The organism is Neisseria sp. 27098_8_139, from assembly GCF_041433195.1.
GTDB lineage: Bacteria > Pseudomonadota > Gammaproteobacteria > Burkholderiales > Neisseriaceae > Neisseria > Neisseria subflava.
Map to the genome: position 1 here is coordinate 399717 of NZ_JAPWBA010000001.1, position 23252 is coordinate 422968.

The following is a 23252-nucleotide window of genomic DNA, read 5'->3' on the forward strand; positions in this document are numbered from 1 at the left end:
TCAGTATTTGGATAATCGGTCAATCAGGATTTAGAGGTTGCCATGCTCGTAGCTGTAATAACCTGCTTCATCCATACATTGCTCAAACGTTTTGGATGTATCGCCACGTTTGGTTCCATTTTGAACTTGTGATTTGCAGGTATTGATTTGGCGGGAAACTTCAGCTTCGCTCGCGCCGGTACGGTGCCAACGGTAAGCAGTGACAGGCTCTGTTGCACAGGCGGTCAAGATAAGCAGGGATAATGCAGTCAGACTGATTTTTTTCATGGTTTCTTCCTTTGAGGCCGTCTGAAACGGCAAGTTAGCGTCCTGCCAAGCTTTGTGCCTGACGGTGGCGGACAAGGAGTTCGTAACGGTCTTTGAGGCACTCGGCCAGTTTTTCCACAACATAAACGGAGCGGTGCTGCCCGCCGGTACAACCGATGGCAATCGTCACATAACTGCGGCTCTCTTGTTGCAGGCGCGGCAGCCAGCGGCTAATAAAATGGTCGATGTCATCAACCATTTCTTGAGCCAACGGCTGCTGGCCCAAATAATCTTGAATAGGCTTGTCCATGCCGGTAAAGGGGCGCAATTCCGGATCGTAATACGGATTGGGCAGGCTGCGCATGTCAAACATAAAGTCGGCATTGTTGGGAACGCCGTATTTGAAACCAAAGGATTCAAGAATGACCAGCAAACCGACACGTTCAATGTTGAGCCACTGTTGCACAGCATAACGCAGCTGCTGCGCGTTCATTTTGGAAGTATCGATGCAATATGCAATGTCTCTAAGCGGGAAGAGCCACTCGCGTTCTTTTTGCAGGCTTTCCAACAAAGTCAGGTTTTGACCGGACAAAGGATGTCCGCGACGGGTTTCTGAGAAGCGGCGAACCAACACGCCCTCTTCTGCTTCAACAAAGAGGACTTCGACCTGATGTCCTTCGTCACGCAAATATTGGATTTGCTCTTGCGCTTCTTGGATATTGATACCGGAACGGATATCAACGCTGACACCAAGCTGGGTTTCTTCACCGCGTTCAATATGGTACAACACCAGCGAAGGCAACATTTCCAAAGGCAGATTATCAACGCAATAATAGCCTAAATCTTCGAGTTGTTTGAGGGCTACGGATTTTCCTGAGCCGGATAAGCCGCTAATCAGGACGATTTTCATGATTTTGTTCGTTTTCTTTGAGTTGTGTTTGATGGCGTTCGAGGAATTCTTTGGTGCTGTCTTTACCGCGCAATTGAAGGATGTAATTGCGCACTGCAGCTTCAACCAATACTGCTAAGTTTCGACCGATTGCAACAGGCAGGGTAACGGAACGGACGCTGACGTTGAGGATAGATGCTGTTTCGGTACGGATGCTCAATCGATCGAGTTGTTTCATGTATCCGTCGTCGGCCGGAACCAAATTAATAATCAGCTGGAGGATTTTTTTCGGACGGATAGAGGTTTCGCCAAAAATATGGCGGATATTGAGTATGCCCAAACCGCGTACTTCGAGGAAATCACGCAGCATAGGCGGACAACGGCCTTCCAGCATTTCCGGGCCGGTACGGAAAAGTTCGACCGCATCATCGGCAATCAGGCTGTGGCCGCGCGAAATCAGCTCCAATGCCAATTCGCTCTTACCCAAGCCGGATTGTCCGGTAATGAGTACGCCCACTTCAAATACATCCAAAAATACGCCGTGCTTGATGGTGGAAGTAGCCAATGTACGTTGCAGATAAATCCGCAAAACGTCCATCAAGTGCGGACTTTCCTGCTTGGAAGTCAGCAAAGGAATACTGTTGGTATGGCAATAATCGCGCAATTTGGGCGAAACCGGCAAGCCGTTGGCGACAATGACCAAAGACATGGGGATGTCGAAAAGCTCGCCGAAATCGTAGTTGAGCTCGCCCGTTTCCAAGCGGCGCAAATATTCGGCTTCAGCTACGCCGACAACTTGAATTTGGTTGGGATGGATAAAGTTTAAGTGGCCGACCAAGGCCAAGACGGGTTTATCGGCTTCGACACCGATACGGTTGTCCGCGCCGGAATTACCGGCAGCCCAAGCAAGTTCGAGTTTGTGCTGATTATCGGAAAACAGGCGGCGGACAGATATGCTGGGCATGAATTACTCTTCGCTCAGGAGTGTACGTACTTCTTCGGCAGAAGTAGCGGCCATCAACGCTTCACGGATGGCTTTTTGAGAGAATCTGCCGGCAAGTTTGGACAAGACTTCCAAATGTTCGCCGGTAGCGTTTTCAGGCACAAGCAGGATGAAAATCAGGGAAACGGGTTTGCCGTCGGGCGCATCAAAGGCAACCGGCTCTTTGGTGCGGATAAAAGCACCGGTGGCTTTTTTCACGCATGCGTGACGGCCGTGAGGAATCGCCACCCCCTGCCCCAAACCGGTCGAACCAAGTTTTTCACGGGCAAACAGGCAGTCGAACACGTTGGTATTCGGTAATTCTGCTTCATTCTCCAGCAGCTGTGCGGCCTCTTCAAACAGACGCTTTTTGCTGCTGACTTCCAAATCCAAAACGATATGGGACAAAGGTAAAATTTCGCCGATCAGGCTCATGTGTATCTCTTTTAAATGTCGCAAAACAATGGGATTGTACCGATTGTCGGTGCAAATCTCAATCCTGAAGGCGTAATTTACACTCGCCCTGCTAACATTTTCCATGTTGTTTTTGATATTTTTTAACGAGCCAAAAATAATCCAACTATTTGTTTATATAGAATTTAAAATAAAAATCCTATCACTAGCCAAACTATACTTCAAATGAAAAGGGGTATGTCCGGCATACCCCTTTTCCCTTTTTTCAGACGGCCTCAACCTAGTTTTTTAAAACAGTTTGGAAACCAAAAACAACTAGAAATAATGGCAGACCAATCCGCAAAACCACGCCAAACCGATGCGGTTGTTGGCTAAAAACGTTTGGAAACACAACTGGCGGTCGCGCGTACGGATGGCGGCATACTGCTGATACTGCCAATAAACGGTTACCGGCAATACCAGCCAATAAGGCCAAGTTGCACCGATTTTGATACCCAATACCGCCATCAATACGGTAAACCAAAAATGGCAAAGCATAGAGGCGGTAATATCGTGATGGCCAAATGTGATTGCCGAAGTTTTAATGCCGATTTTCAAATCGTCTTCTTTGTCCGCCATGGCATAAATCGTGTCGTAAGCCAGCGTCCATAAGGCATTGGCGGTAAACATCAACCACGCTTCGGGAGGCACTCGGCCTTGCACGGCGGCAAAGGCCATGGGAATGCCGAACGAAAATGCCAGTCCTAAATAAAACTGCGGCAACGGGAAAAAGCGTTTGGTAAAGGGATATGTGATGGCCAGAAATAAGGCCGGAAGGCTCATCAGCCAAGTAAAGCGGTTGAGCGGCACCAAGCATAAAGCCGCCATCAGACACAGCATGACGGTCAAAAGCAGCGCTTCGGTTTTGGAAACCAAACCTTTGGCAAACGGGCGGTTTTTGGTGCGCTCTACTGCGCCGTCAAAATTGCGGTCGGCAAAGTCATTCACCACGCAACCTGCGCTGCGCATCAGAAATGTACCTGCGGTAAAGGCAATAAAAATATCCGCGTCAGGAACGCCTTTAGACGCAATCCACAATGCCCAATAAGTCGGCCACAGCAAAAGCAGTGTGCCAATGGGTTTGTCGACGCGCATCAGCTTGGCGTATATCACCATCCGTCCGACAGCGTAACGCGGTAGAAATTGTAGGAAAAAGCGCCGTATGTTCATTGATGTAATGTGTCGTTGTTTATGTGTCGATTCGGAAGGAAAGGCTTTTTTAGAGCCTTAGCTCTTATTATAATTTATTGCCGTCTGAAATTAAACAGATCTTAACAATTTAATTTATTGTATTATAACAGAATTATGACAAACATCGGTGATTGGTTTTATTTTCAGACGGCCTTAGCGGTATAAATCTATTAATTTCAATAAGAAATATTCTGTTAATTCCAATGTTTCGCCGTTCCAATCGAAATACGAACGGCGCGCGGTAACAGGCCGTCTGAAAGATGGATGGTCGGAATCTTCAAAACGAAGAAACTCAAAATCCGAACGTTTCAACGGCAATGTACCGTCAAACAGGCGCTCGCCCAAAGGCTGCGTTCCGCAATCCAATAATTCTGTCCATAGACGGCTATCCGGCCGGCACGCGCTTCTGGCTTGTATCACTGTTTCGCCGTCCAGTTTGAGCAAAACATCGCGCACAAAGATTTCATCGCTATTGTCCGCCCCCTTCGTCAAACCCAAATACACAGGCTCGACTGAAAAATCCTTACCAGAAGCGCGTAAAGCGGCGGTTAGCGAAGAAACTGTCAGCAGATGTCCGACCTTAGACGACAAAAGGCTTGAAGCTTCGGCATGTGAACAAAGCGTGCCATGCGGTATATCAAGCTCCATCTGACACCTCTGTCTTGGCCAACTCCTGCCATTTGGCTTCGGGAAATTCATCTTTCAGACTGCCTTTAAGATATTCCAAAGTATCGCCGGAAACAGTTTCATCTTTGCTGTCGTGAATATGGTTGAAAATCAGGCTGTGCAACTGGATGCCGTATTGTTTGAGCACGGCGAAACTGAGCAGGGTGTGGTTGATGCTGCCGAGCCGTCCGCTGGTAACGAGAATGACGGGATAACCTTGCTGACAAATATAATCAATGGTTAACAGATTTTCCGTCAGCGGCACCATCAATCCTCCCGCGCCTTCAACCAAGACGATTTCGTATTGCGTCGCTAACTCTTGAGTAGCGGTACGGATTTTGTCCAAGTCCAAAGCCCTGCCGTCAAGACGGGCGGCGAGATGAGGCGAAGCGGGATAGCTGAAGATTTCGGGCATGGTCAGCCGCTGTTTGTCGGCTTCCTGCATGGGTATGCCCATGATTTTGCGGTGGACGGCGATGTCATCGGCGATGTTTTGGCAACCGGTTTGCACGGGCTTTTGCGTGATCACGCTTTTGCCCTGCTGCAACAATTGTTTTGCCAATACGCCGGTGGCGACGGTTTTGCCGATGTCCGTGTCTATGCCGCTGACGAAGTAAACGCCTTTCATTTGCTGTGTTCCTTCAAGATTCGTACGGTTTTGTCGGCAAGTTCGGTCAAGAGGTCGTCTGAAATGATGTAAGGCGGCATGAGGTACACCAGCCTGCCGAATGGGCGCACCCAAATTCCCTGCGCCACGCAATCCGCTTGAAAACGCGCCATATCCACGCCTTTTTCCAACTCAATCACCCCAATAGCACCCAAAACGCGCACGTCTTTCACGCCGCGAATGTCCCATGCGGTTTTCAGACGACCTTTCAGGATGCTTTCAATGCGGCGGATATTTGCCTGCCAATCTTGGGACAAAAGCAGCTTGACCGAAGCGCAGGCAACGGCACACGCCAGCGGGTTCGCCATAAACGTCGGGCCGTGCATAAACACGCCCGCTTCGCCGCGCGAAATCGTTTCGGTGACTTTTTGCGAAGTGATTGCCGCCGCCAGCGTCATATAGCCGCCGCTCAAGCCCTTGCCGATACACATAATATCCGGCACGACCTCCGCGTGCTCGCAGGCAAACATCTTGCCCGTGCGCCCGAATCCGGTGGCGATTTCGTCAAAAATCAACACGATATCAAATTCGTCGCACAAATCGCGCAATCCGCGAAGATACTGCGGATGATAAAAATACATGCCGCCCGCGCCCTGCACGACCGGTTCCAAAATAAAGGCGGCAACATCCGCATGATGCGCTTCAAACAAGGCGCGGGCAGGCTGCAAATCCGCCCCGTCCCATTCATCGTCGAAACGGCTTTTCGGATTATCGACAAAATAACGCTGCGGCAGGGCGCTGCCGAAAATATGGTGCATCCCCGTTTCCGGATCGCAGACGGACATCGCGTTCCAAGTATCGCCGTGATACCCGCGCCGCACCGTCGCAATATTCTGCTTCGCGGTCAAACCCCGCGCCTGCTGGTATTGCACCGCCATTTTCAGCGCGACTTCCACCGAAACCGACCCCGAATCCGCATAAAAAATACGGTCCAGACCCTGAGGCAAAATCCCGACCAACAACTTGCCCAATTCCACCGCAGGTTCATGCGTCAAACCGCCGAACATCACATGAGACATTTGCTTAATCTGCGCCTCAACCGCCTGATTTAAAAAAGGATGATTGTAGCCGTGTATCGCACACCACCAAGACGACATCCCGTCAATCAGCCGCGTGCCGTCCGCCAATTCAATATGCACGCCCTCCGCACGGCGCACCGGATAAACAGGAAACGGGTCGGTCATGGATGTATAGGGATGAAGCAAATGGGCGCGGTCAAAATCGAGCAGGGAGGAATGTTCAGACATGTTGAAAACAATGGTTTGATCAGTTTCATTATTATATAACATATTTTCTATTTCAGACGGCACGTCTTCCGTACTGCATCAACGCCAATCCGCCCACTGCCGCCAAACAGCCGGCAACCAAGGAAACATGCAATGCTTCGCCCAAAAACCAAGCGGAACACAAAATGCCGAATACCGGCACCAAAGTAATGTACGCTGCCGCGCTGCCTGCGCCCAAAGTCTTCACGCCTTCAAAATACCACGCATAGCTCAAGACCGTTGCCCCGACAGACAAGCCAATCAAAGCAAACCAGCCCCTGCCGTCCATTTCAGCAAGCATGCCAAATGGCAGGCCGTCTGAAATCAACGCAGGCGGCAACAACATCATTGCACCCAGCCAAGCAGTAGCCACAGTGACCGTCAGCGCATCAATCCCCCGCAACACCGCCCTGCCTATCATCGTATAAGTAACCAAGCAACAAAGGCTGCAAAATACCAGCACTTCGCCCCACCCTATGCCGCTACCCGACAAAAATGCCGCAATCTCGCCATGAGTGACCGCCCATATCGAGCCTGCCACTGCCAACAACATACCCGACACAATCTTGCCGTTGAGTTTCTCACCAAACAACAAAGCCGCAAAAAACATCGTCAGCACAGGATTGAACGTGACCAATACCGTCGCCCTTGAAGCAGGAATCCGCTGCAAACCCAGCATAGACAATACGGTAAAACCAAATACGCCGAATGCCGCTGCCAATGCCAATCCAAGCCATTGTTTGCGCGATACAACCGCCAAAGTACGCAACCGATACCGTGCAAACAGCCAGCCCAAAAGCAAGATTGCCGCCGTCAAAAAGCGCAGCATACCGCCCGTTAAAGGCTGCAGAGCTTGTCCCAGCATCCGCCCCATCGGCCAAGATGCGCCCCAAAACGCCGCCATGCCCAATAGTTTTAGATGGATTGCTAAATGTTTCATGGTGATGGATAACTTGAATAATTGGTTTAGAAAGCGTACAAGATCGGTTTGGAAGGATAAATTTCCTTAGCCGCCGACACTTGATAGAGTTTGCGCGGATAAAATACTACGCTGAATCATTATGGAAACAAAGGCCGTCTGAAAGACTGAAATCCAGCTTTTTCAGACGGCCTTTACTGCTCAATCAATAAGGCTTACAACTCAATGCCTTTGAGTTTCGCCACGGTATTAATGTCTTTGTCGCCGCGGCCGGACAGGTTGACCAAAATCACTTGATCTTTGCTCATTTTCGGCGCATTTTTCACCGCCCAAGCAACGGCATGGCTGGATTCCAGCGCAGGAATAATGCCCTCGAAACGGCAGAGCAAGTCAAAGGCTTCGAGTGCTTCATCGTCTTTGGCAACGGTATATTCCACGCGGTTGATGTCGTTCAAATGGCTGTGTTCCGGGCCGATGCCTGGGTAGTCCAAGCCTGCGGAAACAGAGTGCGTACCCAAGACTTGGCCGTTTTCGTCCTGCATCAGGTAGCTGCGGAAACCGTGCAATACACCGATGGGGGCTTTGCTGGTAATCGGCGCGGCGTGGTCTGGCGTATCCACACCCAAACCGCCGGCTTCTACGCCGACCAAGCGCACGTTTTCTTCTTCGATATAAGGGTAGAACAAACCGATGGCGTTGGAGCCGCCTCCCACGCAGGCAACGGCAACATCAGGTTGGCGGCCGATGGCTTCCAACATTTGTTCTTTGGCTTCATTGCCGATCACGCATTGGAAATCGCGTACCATTTCCGGATACGGCGCAGGACCGGCGGCGGTGCCGATAATGTAGAACGTATCGTCCACACGTGCCACCCATTCACGCATGGCTTCGTTCATCGCGTCTTTCAGCGTGCGGCTGCCGCTGTCCACGCTGACCACGTTCGCACCCAATAATTTCATGCGGAACACGTTGGGCATTTGACGTTGGATATCGTCCGCACCCATGTACACGTCGCAAGTCATGCCGAAGCGTGCGGCGACGGTGGCGGAAGCCACGCCGTGCTGACCCGCGCCGGTCTCGGCAATCACGCGTTTTTTGCCCATGCGGCGGGCGAGCAATGCCTGACCGATGGTGTTGTTCACTTTGTGCGCGCCGGTGTGGTTCAAATCTTCACGCTTCAGCCAGATTTGTGCGCCGCCCAAATGCTCGGACAACCGCGCGGCATGGTAAACAGGGCTGGGTCGGCCGACATAGTGTTTCAAATCATGGCGGAACTCTTCCCAAAATGAAGGATCTTCTTTCGCTGCTTTATAGGCCTCTGCCAATTCTTGCAATGCCGGAATCAGGGTTTCGGAAACGTACAGGCCGCCGTGTTCGCCGAAAAAGCCGTTCTCGTCGGGAGCGTAATAATTTTTCATGGGATTTTTCCTTGTTCGTTTTATGGTTCCAGACGGCCTGATTCAGTACAAGGCCGTCTGAAAGTAAAATTGTCAGCAATTATAGCCGTTTTCCATTCATCTTGTCGGCAACTAATTGAATAATAATATCAGTAGACAAAATAGAAACAACAGCGTACAGCTCGATGTTGCAACTAATGCCGTACCCAACGGCGGCGCAATATATTTTTCTTTGTTTTTGTTTCTCAGGCATAGTTTTAATACCAACATCCCCAGCCACAGCGCCAGCAACCACCAACCCAGAAAGTTAAACACAAGCAAAGCAATAATCAACTCATTGGTATTTATAGTGCTTACGTTCAAAAATATCCAATTAAGGCCGTTAACAGACATAATGACTGCAGAAATTTGTATCACATACAAAAGCGTTCCGCCCAACAATACCTTGATATGCCATTGTTTGGCCTTCAGCCACACTGAGACGACATTAAAAAGCCACCACAAAGCCATAAACACCATTAAAGAAATGTCATAACGGTCCATCGTCCTACTCCTGAAAAACAGTCAATCCAGCCATTTCAAAAAAAGCCCGATACGCCGCCGCTTTTTTCGCCAAACTCAAAGGATAGGCACGCGAAGTCGAAGGCAGGCGCGTCAGGGTCAACTCACGTCCCGCATAGGGGAACGGCACTGTTTCACCCGTCTTCGGCATTTTCATACCGCTGCCTTGAATCTCCAACAAAACTTCGGTTGCCTTGCCGCCGGTGGTGCAAAGATGGCGGCACTCGGGCATTTGCGCCAATACTGCTGCCAAATCGACGGTTTCTATCACTTTTAAAAACTTATCCGAAGCATTGCCATGTTCGCGTATTGCCTTCAATACGGTCGGACAGGATGCAATCCCTTTCTCACTTAAAAACGCTTTGATTTTATCGGCATCAAACGCTTTTTCGCCCTGCTTTTGAAAATGCGCCGTATCGCCGAAAAACACCAGCCCATACACACGCCACATATCGTTTTGAAAATTCGGATAATGAAACTGCATCGCGTGTTTTTCTTCTTTAGGCGGAAACGTCCCCATCATCATGACCGTTGCCTGCGGCGGCAACAAGGCTGCGAAGGGGTGGGACTCAACGATTGGCTCTTGCATATCTGTATTCCGGTTGTTTTTCATTCAAACAAATTTTCAGACGGCCTTTACTGCTTGAATAAACGCCGCCATTTTCTCCCTGCTCTTAATCCCGCCGGAGATTTCCACGCCGCCGGACACATCCACCGCCGCCGCGCCACTGATTTTTACCGCTTCAGCAACGTTTTCCGCCGTCAATCCGCCGGCAAGTATCCACGGTTTGCCGATATTGCCATGCAACATGGTCCAGTCGAAACTTTGTCCCGTACCGCCGTATTCGGTCGGATGATAAGCATCAAACAGCAAAGCGCGGGCATTCGGAAATTTGGCACAGGCCGTCTGAATATCGGCAGCGGACTGTACGCGCACAGCCTTCAAATACGGGCGGTCAAACCGACGGCAAAAATCATCGTCTTCATCGCCGTGAAACTGAATCACATCTATCGGCACCTGACGCAAAATCTCGCGGATGGTTTGCTCGTTTTCATTCACAAACAAGGCCACCACCGATACAAACGGCGGCAGGTTTTTCACAACCGCCTGCGCCTGCTCAATACTCACTGCCCGTTTACTCTTGGCGTAAAACACCAGACCGATGGCATCCGCGCCCAATTCGGCCGCGGCCAGCGCATCTTCAGGTCGGGTAATACCGCAAATTTTGGTGCGTATGGTGTTCATGGGGATTGCCTTTTTAAACAGATGGGTCAGATATTATATAAGTTTAAGGCCGTCTGAACATGAAATATCAGGTTCAGACGGCCTTAAACTTTAAAACAAACATCAGCCGATAATTACTCATAACTTTGTGATTATTACCCTATTTTTAAACTGCCTATTTTTTTATCAAAATTAATTTATTCTTTATTATCAAATATCAAACCAAACTATCCACAATTGGATTCACACAAAATTTGGATAATGCCCGTTAATAAAAAATATTAAGGCCGTCTGAAAAATCTTTCAGACGACCTTTGATCCTTTTTACTCAAACGGTTTCTTCTGCCAATAAAACTTATCCTTTTTCAGACGGCCTTGAAATATATCGCCCTGTCCCAAAGCAAACACCAACGCGCCTGACAAATCCGTTCTCAACAAAGTAATGCCGTGCGCACGGACACGATTTTGTACGGCAATGGTCGGATGTTTGTAGGCATTGGCATAGCCGCTGGATGCCACGGCATATTGTGGCGAAACCGTATGCAAAAAGCTGCCTGACGAAGCCGTGCTGCTGCCGTGATGTCCCAATATCAACACTTGGCTATACAGCGCATTGCCGTATTTCTCAATCAAACCGGCCTCGCCTTTCACACCCAAATCTCCGGTTATCAACAAGGCTTTGCCGTTTGCCACGACACGCAATACGCAGCTTTGGTCGTTATCTTCCTTGCCCGTATTTTCAGACGGCCTGAGCAACTCGAAATCTACGCCGTCCCATTGCCATTTGTCTTCTTGGCAAAACTCTGCATTCGGATAAAACTCAGGTTGCCCGGCAAGCAATTTATCGGTACCGACAGCCGCTACACTTTGAAAACCGCCGTCATGGTCAATATCATGGTGCGACAAAATCAGGCTGTCCAAACGGCGCACACCCATAGCGTTCAAACTCGGCACAATACCTGTTTGCGCCACTTGCTCCGTTCCCGTATCAAACAAAAGATTGCGGTTACGCGTTTGTATCAACACCGATAAACCTTGCCCTGCATCCATCACCGTAACTCTTGCCACTCCCTCCTCCAACTTGGCAGGACGGTAAAACACAAAACCCAATAAAACCAGACATGCCCAAGGTTTTAAGCCCATTCCTTTAGGTAGCAATAACAGCAAAGCCGCCATCATCGCCAACACAAGCAAAGGTACAGGCGCCGCTGCAACAGCAAATTCAGGCGATACCGTAGCCAGCCATACCAAACCGCGTAAAGTATATTCCGCCAAAAATGCCGCTACCAACTGAACAAGCTCAAACGGGAAAACCGAACCCAGCAAAGCCAACGGCGTCAACACCCAAGAAAACCAAGGAATAGCCAGCGCATTAACCAACGGACTGAGCAAAGGTAACGAAGCAAACAAATAGCCTAGCAATACCACCGACAATACAGTTGCCGCCCATTGCCCCCGTACAGCCAAACGCCAACCCGACTCTTTCAGACGGCCTGATGAAGCCCAAATCAAAGCAGCAACCAAACCGAAAGACAGCCAAGTTCCCACGCCCAATACAGCCAACGGGTCCAACAACAAAACGACAGCCAAAGCCTGCCACCACGCCGTCCAGCCCGAGCCGCCACTGCCGCGCCACCATGCCCACGCAAACGCAGCCAACATCAACACACTGCGTTGCGTCGGTACGGAAAAACCTGCCAAAAGCGCATAAAACAAAGCACCGGCAACACCGCCGGCCAATACCCACACACGCGGTTTCGCCGGAATCCACGGCAAATAACGGAAAATTCGCTTAATCAGCCAGGCAAACAATACCGCCACCATCGTCACATGCAAACCCGAAATACTGACCAAGTGCGTCAGTCCCAAAGGGCGGAATGCCTGCCACAAAGGCGGCCTCAACGCCGATTGCTCGCCAATACTCAAAGCACGCATCAGCCCTATGCCGTCTGAAAACTCAGGATATTTTCCCCCTGTTCTCTGCCAACTCCGGCTGACCGCATCACGCATATCAGCCAAACCGAAACCGCCACCTTGCCGCACGAGTTTCCTGTCGCGCCCCAAAGTACCCATGCCATCGATACCATTGGCCAAAGCCCATGTTTCACGGTTCAAACCGCGCACATTCACTTCACCGATCACCGGCTTTACCCGCACCGGTACAGACCACCGACTGCCCACCGCCCAATCACGCCGCTGATAATCCGACAATATCAAATCAAATGCCTGCCCACGTTCATCCCAAGCCCTTGCCGCAAACTGCACACGCCGACCATCATCACGCGGCATATCCGCCACTTCAACCGTCAAAACTTTAGCCGCCTCCCCCACAGGCCATTGACCAGCCAAAACCAGCCCGGTCCGCCACACTCCAAACACCATGCCTACACAGACGGCCAGCACCAACCAAGCTACAGCAAATCTTCGACACAACGCAAGCACGCCAATGATTACAGACAACCAAATCCACCATGACGGCACAAACGGCAACGCAAATGAAAGCACCACCCCCACCACCCAAGCAGGCAACACAAACCGCCACACCATGAACGTTTTCCCTTAAATTATGATTATTAGATATGTAATAATAAATGCTTTTAGTAGATTATGACAAACGCCAACCTGCATTAGCAGATAAAAGATAGGTTCAAGTCATTTCAAAACCGATAGACGCAAAAAAGCGCAATCCGAAACAGATTGCGCTTTTTTATAAACTGGCACGCCCACGGGGAATCGAACCCCGGTTACCGCCGTGAAAGGGCGATGTCCTAACCGCTAGACGATGGGCGCGGAGATTTTCTGTGGCGCACCCGGAGCGATTCGAACGCCCGACCCTCTGGTTCGTAGCCAGATACTCTATCCAACTGAGCTACGGGTGCATCAAGAAAGGTTTGAATTATAAAGAGAGGGCTATTTACTGTCAAGCGTTTTATTTGGAAAACTTACAGACAGCGTGTAAAATGCGCACTTGCTATTGAATTTACAGAGAATAAAATGTCAGATTTCGCACGCTGGCCGCTCTTATCCGAAGCATTTTCCCGTTTGGGACGGCCTGTGGTCGTGGTGGATTTGGAGACGACTGGTGGAAATTTCTATCAAGACAGGATAACGGAAGTCGCCCTTGTTCGTTTTGAGCAAGGACGCGCCACACATTACGAGCAATTGGTCAATCCTTGCCGCAGCATTCCCGAATTTGTTGCCAGACTGACCGGAATTCATGATGAAACGGTGAAAAACGCGCCCGTCTTTGCCGATATTGCAGCCGATTTGTTGCCGCTATTGCAAGGTGCAGTGGTTGTTGCCCACAACAGCCGCTTTGACTATACCTTCCTACGCCACGAGTTTGCCCGTATCCATACTGACTTTGCCGCACCCTCCCTCTGTACGGTTCAACTGTCGCGCCGCCTGTATCCTGAGTTTTACAAACACAGTCTCGACAGTATTATCGAACGCACCGGCATTCAGACGGCCAACCGCCACCGCGCTATGACCGATGTTGCCGCATTGTGTGATTATCTCGAATTAAGTCTGGCAGAAAAAAATCATCAACAATGGGACGAACACGTCCGTGTATTGATGAATCCGAAAATGTTGCCCATTTGGTTGCCTGATTCGCTTGCCCAACAGCTCTATGCCCTGCCCGACAGTTACGGCGTATTGGTTTGGCTTGACCATTTCGGCAAAGCCCAAGCCATTGAAGCACACGAACGCGCATACAGTGAAACCGCCACCCTGCTGCACAGCAAAAAACTGCCACCGTACATCAAAGCCGCAGCCTCTATCCGTTTTATTCCGGCAGTCGGACAGCTCCATACATTATGGCTCAAAGCCCAGACCATGCAGGAATACCAACTGATGCCGTCTGAAAAGTCCACATCGTTTTCTACCGTCCGCTTTATCGCTGACGAACACGGCAGCCTTCAAGCACGCATTGTCTTGTTAAACAGCGGCACCAGCAACTGGCGTCCTTACGGTTTGTTTGCCCACAAAAAAGCAGCCAAACGTGCTTTGACGCAATGGTCGCAAGAACACAAACTCTGCCCAGATTCTCTCAATATTTTGCCGACCAGCTACGCAAAAGGCGAACCCTGCCCTGTCGAGGCCGTCGGAAAATGCAATGGCAACTGCCGCCAGCCAAACGGTATCAAACATCAAAACCAACGCATTACCGAGCTTGCCGCCCTACTCCCCGTAACAGATTGGGGCAAAGCGCACGAAATTGAAATTACCGAAACCGACCCCCTGACCGGAAACAGCATCACCCTGCTCTGCGCCGGCGGCGCGTTGGCATTGCCTGATGGAAGCTGGTATTTCGACAGCAACCTGCCTCTGGTGATTAAAAACAAATTCAGGCAAGACAAAGAAAATATCCGTTTGATTGCTTAAAACAAGGCCGTCTGAAAACCAAATTTTCAGACGGCCTATTGTGAATAACTTGCCGCTTTATTCTCAAAACAAAACTGCCTAAATTTTAATCAGAACTTATTTTTATAATAGCAATCAAATACTAAACCGATTTATACACAAGCTGTTCACACAATTTTCAATGAAAGCTGTGTATACCCAGCCCAACGAGTAAACCATGAACAACCCTGAAATCATCTTCTTTGACATCGACGACACCCTCTACCGCAAATACACGGATACCCTGCGTCCTTCGGTTGCCCAAGCCATGCACGCATTGAAAGCCAAAGGCATTTTGACTGCCATTGCCACCGGCCGTCCGGAAGCCGCCATGCCTGCCAAAGTCAAAGCCTTGATTCAAGAATGTAGTATCGACATGCTCGTTACCATCAACGGCCAATATATTTCCTTTCGCGGTGAACCCCTGCAAAGTTACCCCTTGGACATTGCCGACATCGAAACCGCCATCAACCTGCTTGAACAACACAAAATAGACTACGCATTCGTCAACAACCAAGAAATTGCCGTTTCCTCCCATTCTCCGCGCGTTGTCGAAAGCTTATCACATATCCTGCCCAACTTCCTGACGGACAAAGAATATTTCCGTAAACAGCCTGTTTATCAAATGTTGGTCTTTGTGGACAAGGAAGAAGAAAAAATCCTGCAACCGCTGACCCAGCAACACGGCTTCAAAACCACCCGCTGGCATGAATATGCCGTGGACCTGCTACGCAAAGAAGGTTCAAAAGCACGCGGCATCGCCCATGCAGTGGAAAAACTGGGCATTGATATGAGCAAAGTAATGGCATTCGGCGACAGCTTCAACGACTTGGAAATGCTGTCAACCGTCGGCTTTGGTGTTGCCATGGGCAATGGCGAAGAAGCAGCCAAAGCGGTCGCACAATTCGTCTGTCCAAGTGTTGATGAAGACGGCGTATTGCGCGGCTTGCAAGAATTAGGCGTCATTTAAATTATCAAATCAAAAGGCCGTCTGAACATTTTCAGACGGCCTTGTTCTATCTACAAACTTTCTGCTTACTTCGGCAATACCAAAAAGCTAATCAGCAATTCTTTAAATACGAATCCAAACACACCCAAGCCCAAAACCAAGAAGAGCATGGCGATGCCGAATTTGCCGGCTTTGGATTCTTTACCCAAGTTCCAAACGATAAAGCCCAAAAAGATAATCAGGCCGCTCAGTAGGATTTTCATTGCCCATGAGGCGAATTCTGCTTCAGTCATATTCTTTCCTTGTATGATTCAGATGTGTGTTCATAAACTTCAGACGGCCTTATCGCAACAGGCCGTCTGAAATATCTTTTTTAAACTTATTTGTTCAAGACTTGCTTCAAATCTTCAATCAAATCGTCAACGTATTCCAAGCCGACAGACAGGCGCACCAATCCCGGGCGGATATTGGCGGCAAGTTTTTCTTCAGGCTGCATACGGCCGTGAGTCGTTGTCCACGGGTGGGTGATGGTTGAGCGCACGTCGCCGAGGTTGGCAGTACGGGAAAAGAGTTCTACGCCGTCCACGATTTTCCATGCGGCTTCCTGATCGGCGACTTCAAAACCGATGACGATGCCGCCGCCGTTTTGCTGTTTACGGATCAGTTCGGCTTGCGGATGGTCGGGCAATCCGGTGTAGTACACGGCTTGAACCTGCGGCTGTTGTTGCAGCCATTGGGCGATTTTTAACGCATTATCGTATTGTTTTTCCATACGCAGCGACAGGGTTTCCACGCCGCTCAACAGCTGCCATGCGTTAAACGGAGATATCGCCAAACCGCAAGAGTTGCAATATACGGCAACTTGCGTCATCAATTCTTCCGAACCGGCCAACACACCGCCCATCACGCGACCGTGTCCGTCAATCGCTTTGGTTGCAGAAGACACGGAAATATCCGCACCGTGTTTCAAAGGCTGCGAACCGACGGGCGACAAGAGGCTGTTGTCTACCACCAAAAGCGCGCCGATGCTGTGGGCCAGTTCGGCCAAAGCTTCCAAGTCGGCAACTTCGCCCAAAGGGTTGGACGGGGTTTCCAAGAAAAACAGTTTGGTATTGGGCTTGATTACCGCTTTCCATTCATCTACATCAACCGGCGATACATGGCTGACCTCGATACCGAACTTAGTTACGATGTTATTGATAAAACCGACAGTCGTACCAAACAGACTGCGACTGGAAATAACATGATCACCGGCTTTCAAGAAGGTAAAAAACGCTGCTTGAATCGCGGACATACCGGTCGAAGTGGCCACTGCGCGCTCTGCGCCCTCCAATGCGGCAATGCGTTTTTCAAAGGCAGCAGTAGTCGGATTGGCCGTACGGGTATAAGTAAAACCTTTGATTTTTTTAGAAAACAAATCAGCCGCATGTTGGGCGTTTTCCCACATGAAGCTGCTGGTCAAAAACAGAGCCTGATTGTGTTCATAATATTCGGTTTGCTCTTTGCCACTGCGGATGGCAAGCGTTTGAGGATGAAGTTTTTTGCTCATTTTTTTCAATCTACCGTATGTTTCGATGGGCGCAGTAAACAATACGCCTGTTTAATTTGTTAACATTTTGCGCTTATTCCTGTCATCTTTCAAGCAGGAGGCCGTCTGAACGGTTATTGATAAACCTGTCCGCCGTGCTTCAGCCAACCGTCTTCATGACGGCCTGCCGGATCATGATGCGTCCAATGGATAACGCCGCCCTGCTCCGACCATTCATATTCGCCGTAAAACGCTACTTTATCACCTTTTTTCAAGCCTTTGATTTTATCGGCCAAATCGATATTATGCGCCACCAAAAGCGTTTGACCGCTGGAAAGCTTCAAGATAAAGCGTTGATGGCGCGTGCCTTTGTTGTCATCCGGCAGGGTTTTCCATACCGTGCCATCGCCCTCAACCTGAATATCGCTTTGCTCGTTTTCAAACGCCTGTTTCAAAACCGCTTCGGCTGATTCTTTGCCCGAACCGATTTGCTGCTGAGCCGTATCGGCATTCTTTTTGCCCGCATTATTTTGTTTTTGAACAGCTTCTATTTTCTGCTGATTCTGCGATTGTACCGGCTGCTTGTTTTGCATTTTGTTATAGGCAAATACGGCAACCAAAGCAATCAGCAATACAATGATTTTATTTTTATTCATAACAATCTCAAAAAAAAAAATGCCCGATTCTGCATCGGGCATATCAACTATTTAGAAAGGATATTTATCACGAAAACGTGAGCCGCTATTATACACGCTTCGTAAAATTTTAAGGGAAATTTACGCCAAAGGCCGTCTGAAACTTTTCAGACGGCCAGGATACTCAACGGCGGTATTTCATTTCAGTCTTCATATCGTCCAAAATGCGTTTGACGTTGTGTTCCAATACATCCTCCACCAAGCCCGGCGCCTGCTCGTTCAGCATTTGCTGCAACTGGTAAGTGAACAAGGCCATTTGTTTTTGCACGGCAATCCGAATCATGCCGTTGACCGCATCGGCCACATGGGGGCGCAAACGCTTAATCAGACGCTCGGTCAAATCTTTTTCAGAAACGCAGAATACCTCCCGACGGCCGATCGCTTGCGGGTTCAATACATTGATATGGACATTGATGGCCGGTTCTTGTTCAAGGCCGTCTGAAACCGCCTCTTCATCCGCTTCCGCATCATCATTTTCCGGTTTTTCAGTTTCTTCCACTTCAGGCACATCAAAATCTACGGCACCTGATTTCGGATTCAGTCTGACGGTGCGGGTTGATTCGATATGACGCTCTGAAGCCGCGGCCTGCAATGCCGATTGCGCGCTCAACCAGTTGTCCTGCAAAACTACCATCGCATCGGTTTCCACTGCTTCGCCCTCGTCGGCAAGGGCAGTATTGTGTTCCAGCTGCCAACGGTACAAATACTCTTCCAATACTTTTTCACGATTGTCAGCATCCAACTTATATTCTTTTTTAGGTGCGGTTTTGGGCGCAGCTTCGACAGCTTCGTCCGATTTTTTGACCAATGGTGCATGAGTCGGCGCAGTATTAAATTGTCGTGCCTGACGCAATCTTTCCAGGCGTTTTTCCCAATTCAGGTCTTCTTCCTCGAGGGCTGTGGGGTCAAGACGGTTGTTTTCCATAATAATCTCGTTTTTTCATTTTTATTGTGAACCGCATTCAAACCTAAAATCACTTGAAATACGGCCGATGGTTGGACATATCCGGCAAGCCGGTGCAAGCGTCACATTTTAATATTAATTCGCTATATAATCACTATTTTATTTAATACCCAAGGATACATCATGAGCAGCATCGAACAACGCCTCGAATATTTGGAAGAGGCCAACGACGCTTTGCGTATGCAAAACCACGTCCTCGCCACCGCACTCAAAGGCCTTATCCGCTCCCTGCCCTCCGACATGGCCAACGATGCCGTAGAATCCATCCAGCTTGCCTTTGAAGACGCGTTGGCGGAATTAAGCTATGAAGACAGTCCGCACACCGACCTCTTCCATGACGTAACCTACGCATTTTTCCGAGAAAAAGACCACTAATTTCAGCTAGTTTGTTCACAAAATTATGCTAAACTAAGACTTTATCCGTTAACATTTTATTAAGAAAGCACATATCATGAACATGAAAAAATGGCTGGCCACTGCCCTCGCTTGTTCCGCCCTTGCCCTGACTGCCTGCGGCGGTCAAAGCAACAATGCCTCTGCTCCTGCCGATAAAGTGTACCGTGTCGGCTCCAATGCCGAGTTTGCCCCATTTGAATCTTTGGATTCTGCAGGCAAAGTGGAAGGTTTTGACGTTGACTTGATGAACGCCATGGCTAAAGCCGGCAACTTCAAAGTCGAATTCAAACACCAGCCATGGGAAAGCCTCTTCCCTTCTCTGAACAACGGCGACGTCGACATCGTTATGTCCGGCGTAACCATCACTGACGACCGCAAACAAAGCATGCTCTTCAGCGATCCATACTTTGAAATCACCCAAGTTGTCCTCGTTCCAAAAGGCAAAAAAGTGACCTCTTCCGAAGACCTGAAAAACATGGCCAAAGTCGGCGTGGTAACCGGCTACACCGGCGACTTCTCCGTTTCCAAACTCTTGGGCAACGACAATCCGAAAATCGCCCGCTTTGAAAGCGTTCCCCTGATTATTAAAGAATTGGAAAACGGCGGTCTGGATTCCGTAGTCAGCGACAGCGCAGTCATTGCCAACTATGTGAAAAACAACCCGACTAAAGGCTTGGATTTCATCTCCCTGCCTGACTTCACCATCGAAAACTACGGCATCGCTGCACGCAAAGGCGACGAAGCAACCATCAAAATGTTGAACGATGCGCTGAAAAAAGTACGCGAAAGTGGCGAATACGACAAAATTTACGCCAAATACTTTGCTAAAGAAGGCGAAAAAGCCGAAGCAGCCAAATAATTCCGGTATGACTTCTTAAACTCAAGGCCGTCTGAAAACTTTTCAGACGGCCTTTAATCTGGTTAACGCCATTAAACGCAAGCACCCCCTATAATCCGCTTGTTTTTATCTTTCAAATGAAAGACACACCATGATCAAACCCATCATCCTCAGCCTCGCTGCCGCAACCGCTTTGGCCGCCTGCTCCGCTTCAGAAAAACAAGAATCTCCTAACGTCGGCGTGGCCAATCCGGCTTCTGAATTCTGCGTCAAACAAGGCGGCAAATCCGAAATCAAAAAAGACAAAGACGGTGGCGAATACGGTGTGTGCCACTTGCCTGACGGTACTGTTGTCGAAGAATGGGAATATTTCCGTCAACACAACAAATAATTGTTCAATCATAAAAAAAGGCCGTCTGAACCCAAGTTTCAGACGGCATTTTCTTTTAAACAGCGATTATTTTACTTCCAGTTTGGTCACGCCGCCCATATACGGTTGCAACGCAGCAGGAACATTAATACTGCCGTCGGCATTTTGATGGTTTTCCAATACTGCCACCAAAGTACGGCCGACCGCCAAGCCTGAGCCGTTCAAAGTATGCACCAAACGGTTTTTACCGTTTTCATCTTTGAAACGCGCTTTCATGCGACGTGCTTGGAAATCTTCGCAGTTGGAGCAGCTGGAAATTTCGCGGTAGGTATTTTGCGCAGGAACCCAAACTTCCAAGTCGTAGGTTTTGGTTGCGCCAAAGCCCATGTCGCCGGTACACAAAGTGATCACGCGGTATGGCAGTTCCAACGCTTTCAAAATATTTTCAGCGTGTCCGACCATTTCTTCCAGCGCTTCGTATGATTTTTCCGGATGAACGATTTGCACCATTTCCACTTTGTCGAATTGGTGCTGGCGAATCAGGCCGCGCACGTCTTTGCCGTATGCGCCCGCTTCGGAGCGGAAACATGGGGAATGCGCAGTTAATTTCAACGGCAAATCGCTGCCTGCCACGATGCTGTCGGCAACGGTATTGGTCAGCGTCACTTCTGCGGTCGGAATCAGATATTGCGTTTTCTTACTCTCATCACCGCCGCGGGTAACGTGGAACAAATCTTCTGCAAATTTAGGCAGTTGGCCCGTACCTTGCAGGGTCAGATCGTCCACGATGTAAGGCGTGTAATGTTCGGTATAGCCGTGTTTCAGCGTGTGCGTATCCAGCATGAACTGAGCCAAAGCGCGATGCAGACGGGCGATTTGGCCTTTCATCACGGTAAAGCGCGCGCCGGACAGCTTCGCACCGCCTTCAAAATCCAAGCCCAAAGGCTCGCCCAAATCAACATGGTCTTTGATTTCAAAGTCAAATTCGCGCGGCGTGCCGACTTTGCGGACTTCAACGTTTTCAGTTTCATCTTTACCGGCAGGTACGCTTTCATGCGGTAAGTTTGGAATGGTCAACAACCATGCGTCCAATTCTTTCTGAACGGCATCCAAATCAGCGGCCGCCTGCTCCAAATCCACTTTGATTTGAGCAACCTGATCCATTGCAGCTTGAGCCTCTTCGTGTTTGCCCTGTCCTTTCAACGCACCGATTTGTTTGGAAATACTGTTGCGTGAAGCCTGCAACTCTTCTGTTTTCACTTGAACGGCTTTGCGTTGTTCTTCCAAAGCGTTGAAACGCGCGGTATCAAACTCGTAACCGCGGGTGGCCAAACGTTCGGCAACTGCGGCGGTATTGCTGCGGAGCAATTGGATGTCTAACATTGTTTTCTCTCGTTAAGATTCAGAATGGCATTATTGTAAACCAATTTAAAGATATTTTCACAGCGACAGGCCGTCTGAAAACAAAAAACGCCCCTGCAAAAAGCAGGAGCGTTTTTTAAGAATTTTGGCACGCCCACGGGGATTCGAACCCCGGTTGCCGCCGTGAAAGGGCAGTGTCCTAGGCCTCTAGACGATGGGCGCGTAACCGAAGCGCGAACTATACAGAAACCCTTTTCTTCTGTCAACGCCTTTACTGCATTTTTAAAGATACTGCCGATTTCCGTATGTTATTTTCCCTGTATAATGCCGGTTTTAATAAAAAGGAAAACTCGCCATGTGGTTTAAGCAAATCAGTTTTTATCCGCTCAACAAAGACAAATTGCCCGAATTGGAAGTTCTTGCCGACAAATTGGCGCAATCCGAATTTGCCCATTGTCAGGGTTTGGACTGGTTTAGCGAAGGCTTTGCCACGCCGGTTTCCTTTTCGCCCGAGCTGGTTTTCCCTGCCGATTACACTTGGCGCGTTGCTCTGAAAAAAGAAGAAAAAGTCCTGCCTGCCGGCGTCATCCGCGATATTTTGGATGAAAAGGTTTTGGAAATCCAAAACAACGAAGCGCGCAATGTCGGCCGTAAGGAAAAACAAGAGCTGAAAGAACAGATTACTGACGACCTTCTACCCCGTGCCTTTACGCGCAGCAGCCGCACACAGGCGATTTTCGACACACGCCACGGTTATCTTTTGGTCAACAATGCCGCATCTGCCAAAGCGGAAAATATCCTGACCAAACTGCGCGAAGCCTTGGGCGGTTTGGAAGCAGCACTGCCCAACACCAAACAATCGCCCTCCTCCCTGATGACCAGCTGGCTGCTGCAAGGTCACTGCGAAGGTGGTTTTGAATTGGACTGCGATTGCGAACTCAAAGGCGTGGGTGATGTTGTTCCGGTCGTCAAAGTTTCCAAACAAGACCTAACTGCCGATGAAGTGGTACAACACGTCAAAAACGGCAAAACCGTTACCCAACTGGGCTTGGTATGGCGCGAACAAATTGCGTTCATCCTTACCCAAGACTTTACGCTCAAACGCATCCAGTATCTGGACGTTTTGCAAGAAGAAGCCGAAAGCAACGGCGACGATGCCGCCAGCCTCGCCTTTGCCTCGCAAATCCTGATGACCGAAGCCATCAGCACCATGTTGGAAGAACTGGTTTCTTATTTGGGCGGCTGGCAAGAATAATTTTTCAGACGGCCTTTTGATTGGGAAATA

At 49.4% G+C, this 23252-nt stretch carries 25 protein-coding genes and 3 tRNA genes; 6 read left to right on the forward strand and 22 right to left on the reverse strand.

Annotated elements, in window-relative coordinates:
- Nucleotides 1-30 precede the first annotated feature (30 nt).
- From O3660_RS02140 to O3660_RS02215, 16 genes are all read right to left on the reverse strand, one after another.
- The gene (locus O3660_RS02140) at nt 31-267 is read right to left on the reverse strand and encodes a protocatechuate 3,4-dioxygenase (protein ID WP_049351430.1); all 237 of its coding nucleotides are present in this window, start codon (nt 265-267) and stop codon (nt 31-33) included.
- A 34-nt stretch (nt 268-301) separates the two neighbouring features.
- A complete protein-coding gene (gene rapZ, locus O3660_RS02145) occupies nt 302-1156 on the reverse strand; it encodes an RNase adapter RapZ (protein ID WP_049351429.1) in 855 nt (284 codons plus the stop codon).
- A complete protein-coding gene (gene hprK / locus O3660_RS02150) occupies nt 1137-2099 on the reverse strand; it encodes an HPr(Ser) kinase/phosphatase (RefSeq protein WP_003685274.1) in 963 nt (320 codons plus the stop codon). Before hprK ends, rapZ begins: the two co-directional genes overlap by 20 nt.
- A 3-nt stretch (nt 2100-2102) precedes the next feature.
- On the reverse strand, nt 2103-2552 hold the full coding sequence (gene ptsN, locus O3660_RS02155) for a PTS IIA-like nitrogen regulatory protein PtsN (protein ID WP_003680500.1): 450 nt from the start codon (nt 2550-2552) through the stop codon (nt 2103-2105).
- Between the two features lie 294 nt (nt 2553-2846).
- Nucleotides 2847-3686 (reverse strand): 4-hydroxybenzoate octaprenyltransferase, encoded by an 840-nt coding sequence (gene ubiA, locus O3660_RS02160; protein ID WP_371464513.1) that lies wholly within the window; start codon nt 3684-3686, stop codon nt 2847-2849.
- 228 nt (nt 3687-3914) lie between these two features.
- Entirely contained in the window at nt 3915-4409 is a 495-nt protein-coding gene (locus O3660_RS02165; RefSeq protein ID WP_049351427.1) for a chorismate--pyruvate lyase, read from the reverse strand.
- Nucleotides 4399-5055 (reverse strand): dethiobiotin synthase, encoded by a 657-nt coding sequence (gene bioD / locus O3660_RS02170; RefSeq protein ID WP_049351426.1) that lies wholly within the window; start codon nt 5053-5055, stop codon nt 4399-4401. Before bioD ends, O3660_RS02165 begins: the two co-directional genes overlap by 11 nt.
- The gene (gene bioA, locus O3660_RS02175; RefSeq protein ID WP_049351489.1) at nt 5052-6341 is read right to left on the reverse strand and encodes an adenosylmethionine--8-amino-7-oxononanoate transaminase; all 1290 of its coding nucleotides are present in this window, start codon (nt 6339-6341) and stop codon (nt 5052-5054) included. The genes bioD and bioA overlap by 4 nt, the downstream gene beginning before the upstream one ends.
- A gap of 52 nt (nt 6342-6393) precedes the next feature.
- The gene (locus O3660_RS02180; protein WP_049351425.1) at nt 6394-7299 is read right to left on the reverse strand and encodes a DMT family transporter; all 906 of its coding nucleotides are present in this window, start codon (nt 7297-7299) and stop codon (nt 6394-6396) included.
- 194 nt (nt 7300-7493) lie between these two features.
- Nucleotides 7494-8696, reverse strand: coding sequence for a tryptophan synthase subunit beta (trpB, locus tag O3660_RS02185; protein ID WP_049328500.1), 1203 nt, complete (start codon nt 8694-8696; stop codon nt 7494-7496).
- A 111-nt stretch (nt 8697-8807) separates the two neighbouring features.
- Nucleotides 8808-9218 (reverse strand): hypothetical protein, encoded by a 411-nt coding sequence (locus tag O3660_RS02190; protein WP_049351424.1) that lies wholly within the window; start codon nt 9216-9218, stop codon nt 8808-8810.
- A 4-nt stretch (nt 9219-9222) separates the two neighbouring features.
- Nucleotides 9223-9825 (reverse strand): DNA glycosylase, encoded by a 603-nt coding sequence (locus O3660_RS02195; RefSeq protein WP_049351488.1) that lies wholly within the window; start codon nt 9823-9825, stop codon nt 9223-9225.
- Nucleotides 9826-9861: 36 nt separating this feature from the next.
- The gene (locus tag O3660_RS02200) at nt 9862-10482 is read right to left on the reverse strand and encodes a phosphoribosylanthranilate isomerase (protein ID WP_049328503.1); all 621 of its coding nucleotides are present in this window, start codon (nt 10480-10482) and stop codon (nt 9862-9864) included.
- 303 nt (nt 10483-10785) lie between these two features.
- Nucleotides 10786-13008, reverse strand: a complete 2223-nt coding sequence (locus O3660_RS02205) for a DNA internalization-related competence protein ComEC/Rec2 (RefSeq protein ID WP_371464489.1) — start codon at nt 13006-13008, stop codon at nt 10786-10788.
- 168 nt (nt 13009-13176) lie between these two features.
- Nucleotides 13177-13251 (reverse strand) — tRNA-Glu (locus O3660_RS02210).
- 12 nt (nt 13252-13263) lie between these two features.
- Nucleotides 13264-13340 (reverse strand) — tRNA-Arg (locus O3660_RS02215).
- Between the two features lie 115 nt (nt 13341-13455).
- Between O3660_RS02215 and O3660_RS02220 the strand changes: the two genes are divergently transcribed.
- Together O3660_RS02220 and O3660_RS02225 are read left to right on the forward strand one after the other, a co-directional pair.
- The gene (locus tag O3660_RS02220) at nt 13456-14847 is read left to right on the forward strand and encodes a 3'-5' exonuclease family protein (RefSeq protein ID WP_049352615.1); all 1392 of its coding nucleotides are present in this window, start codon (nt 13456-13458) and stop codon (nt 14845-14847) included.
- Between the two features lie 196 nt (nt 14848-15043).
- Nucleotides 15044-15835, forward strand: coding sequence for a Cof-type HAD-IIB family hydrolase (locus O3660_RS02225; protein ID WP_049352613.1), 792 nt, complete (start codon nt 15044-15046; stop codon nt 15833-15835).
- A gap of 65 nt (nt 15836-15900) precedes the next feature.
- Here the strand turns inward: O3660_RS02225 and O3660_RS02230 are convergent, their stop codons facing one another.
- From O3660_RS02230 to O3660_RS02245, 4 genes are all read right to left on the reverse strand, one after another.
- Complete coding sequence (locus O3660_RS02230) at nt 15901-16107, reverse strand: DUF2788 domain-containing protein (RefSeq protein WP_003680520.1); 207 nt, start codon at nt 16105-16107, stop codon at nt 15901-15903.
- Nucleotides 16108-16193: 86 nt separating this feature from the next.
- Nucleotides 16194-17363 (reverse strand): O-succinylhomoserine sulfhydrylase, encoded by a 1170-nt coding sequence (metZ, locus tag O3660_RS02235; RefSeq protein ID WP_049352611.1) that lies wholly within the window; start codon nt 17361-17363, stop codon nt 16194-16196.
- A gap of 113 nt (nt 17364-17476) precedes the next feature.
- Nucleotides 17477-18040: a DUF3465 domain-containing protein gene (locus tag O3660_RS02240; RefSeq protein WP_371464490.1), complete on the reverse strand. Its 564-nt coding sequence runs from the start codon at nt 18038-18040 to the stop codon at nt 17477-17479.
- Between the two features lie 121 nt (nt 18041-18161).
- Nucleotides 18162-18962: a hypothetical protein gene (locus O3660_RS02245; protein WP_049352607.1), complete on the reverse strand. Its 801-nt coding sequence runs from the start codon at nt 18960-18962 to the stop codon at nt 18162-18164.
- Between the two features lie 162 nt (nt 18963-19124).
- On the opposite strand from O3660_RS02245, the gene O3660_RS02250 reads away from it, so the two are divergent.
- The 3 genes from O3660_RS02250 to O3660_RS02260 all read left to right on the forward strand — a co-directional run bounded on the left by O3660_RS02250 (nt 19125) and on the right by O3660_RS02260 (nt 20626).
- A complete protein-coding gene (locus O3660_RS02250; protein ID WP_003680526.1) occupies nt 19125-19376 on the forward strand; it encodes a hypothetical protein in 252 nt (83 codons plus the stop codon).
- A 76-nt stretch (nt 19377-19452) separates the two neighbouring features.
- Nucleotides 19453-20256, forward strand: coding sequence for a basic amino acid ABC transporter substrate-binding protein (locus O3660_RS02255; RefSeq protein WP_049352606.1), 804 nt, complete (start codon nt 19453-19455; stop codon nt 20254-20256).
- Nucleotides 20257-20386: 130 nt separating this feature from the next.
- Complete coding sequence (locus O3660_RS02260) at nt 20387-20626, forward strand: DUF333 domain-containing protein (protein ID WP_049329150.1); 240 nt, start codon at nt 20387-20389, stop codon at nt 20624-20626.
- Between the two features lie 66 nt (nt 20627-20692).
- Here O3660_RS02260 and serS read toward each other — a convergent pair whose 3' ends face one another.
- Nucleotides 20693-21988: a serine--tRNA ligase gene (gene serS, locus O3660_RS02265; protein WP_049352604.1), complete on the reverse strand. Its 1296-nt coding sequence runs from the start codon at nt 21986-21988 to the stop codon at nt 20693-20695.
- Nucleotides 21989-22113: 125 nt separating this feature from the next.
- Nucleotides 22114-22189, reverse strand: a tRNA-Glu gene (locus O3660_RS02270).
- 133 nt (nt 22190-22322) lie between these two features.
- On the opposite strand from O3660_RS02270, the gene O3660_RS02275 reads away from it, so the two are divergent.
- The gene (locus O3660_RS02275; protein ID WP_049352603.1) at nt 22323-23222 is read left to right on the forward strand and encodes a recombination-associated protein RdgC; all 900 of its coding nucleotides are present in this window, start codon (nt 22323-22325) and stop codon (nt 23220-23222) included.
- Nucleotides 23223-23252: the final 30 nt, after the last annotated feature.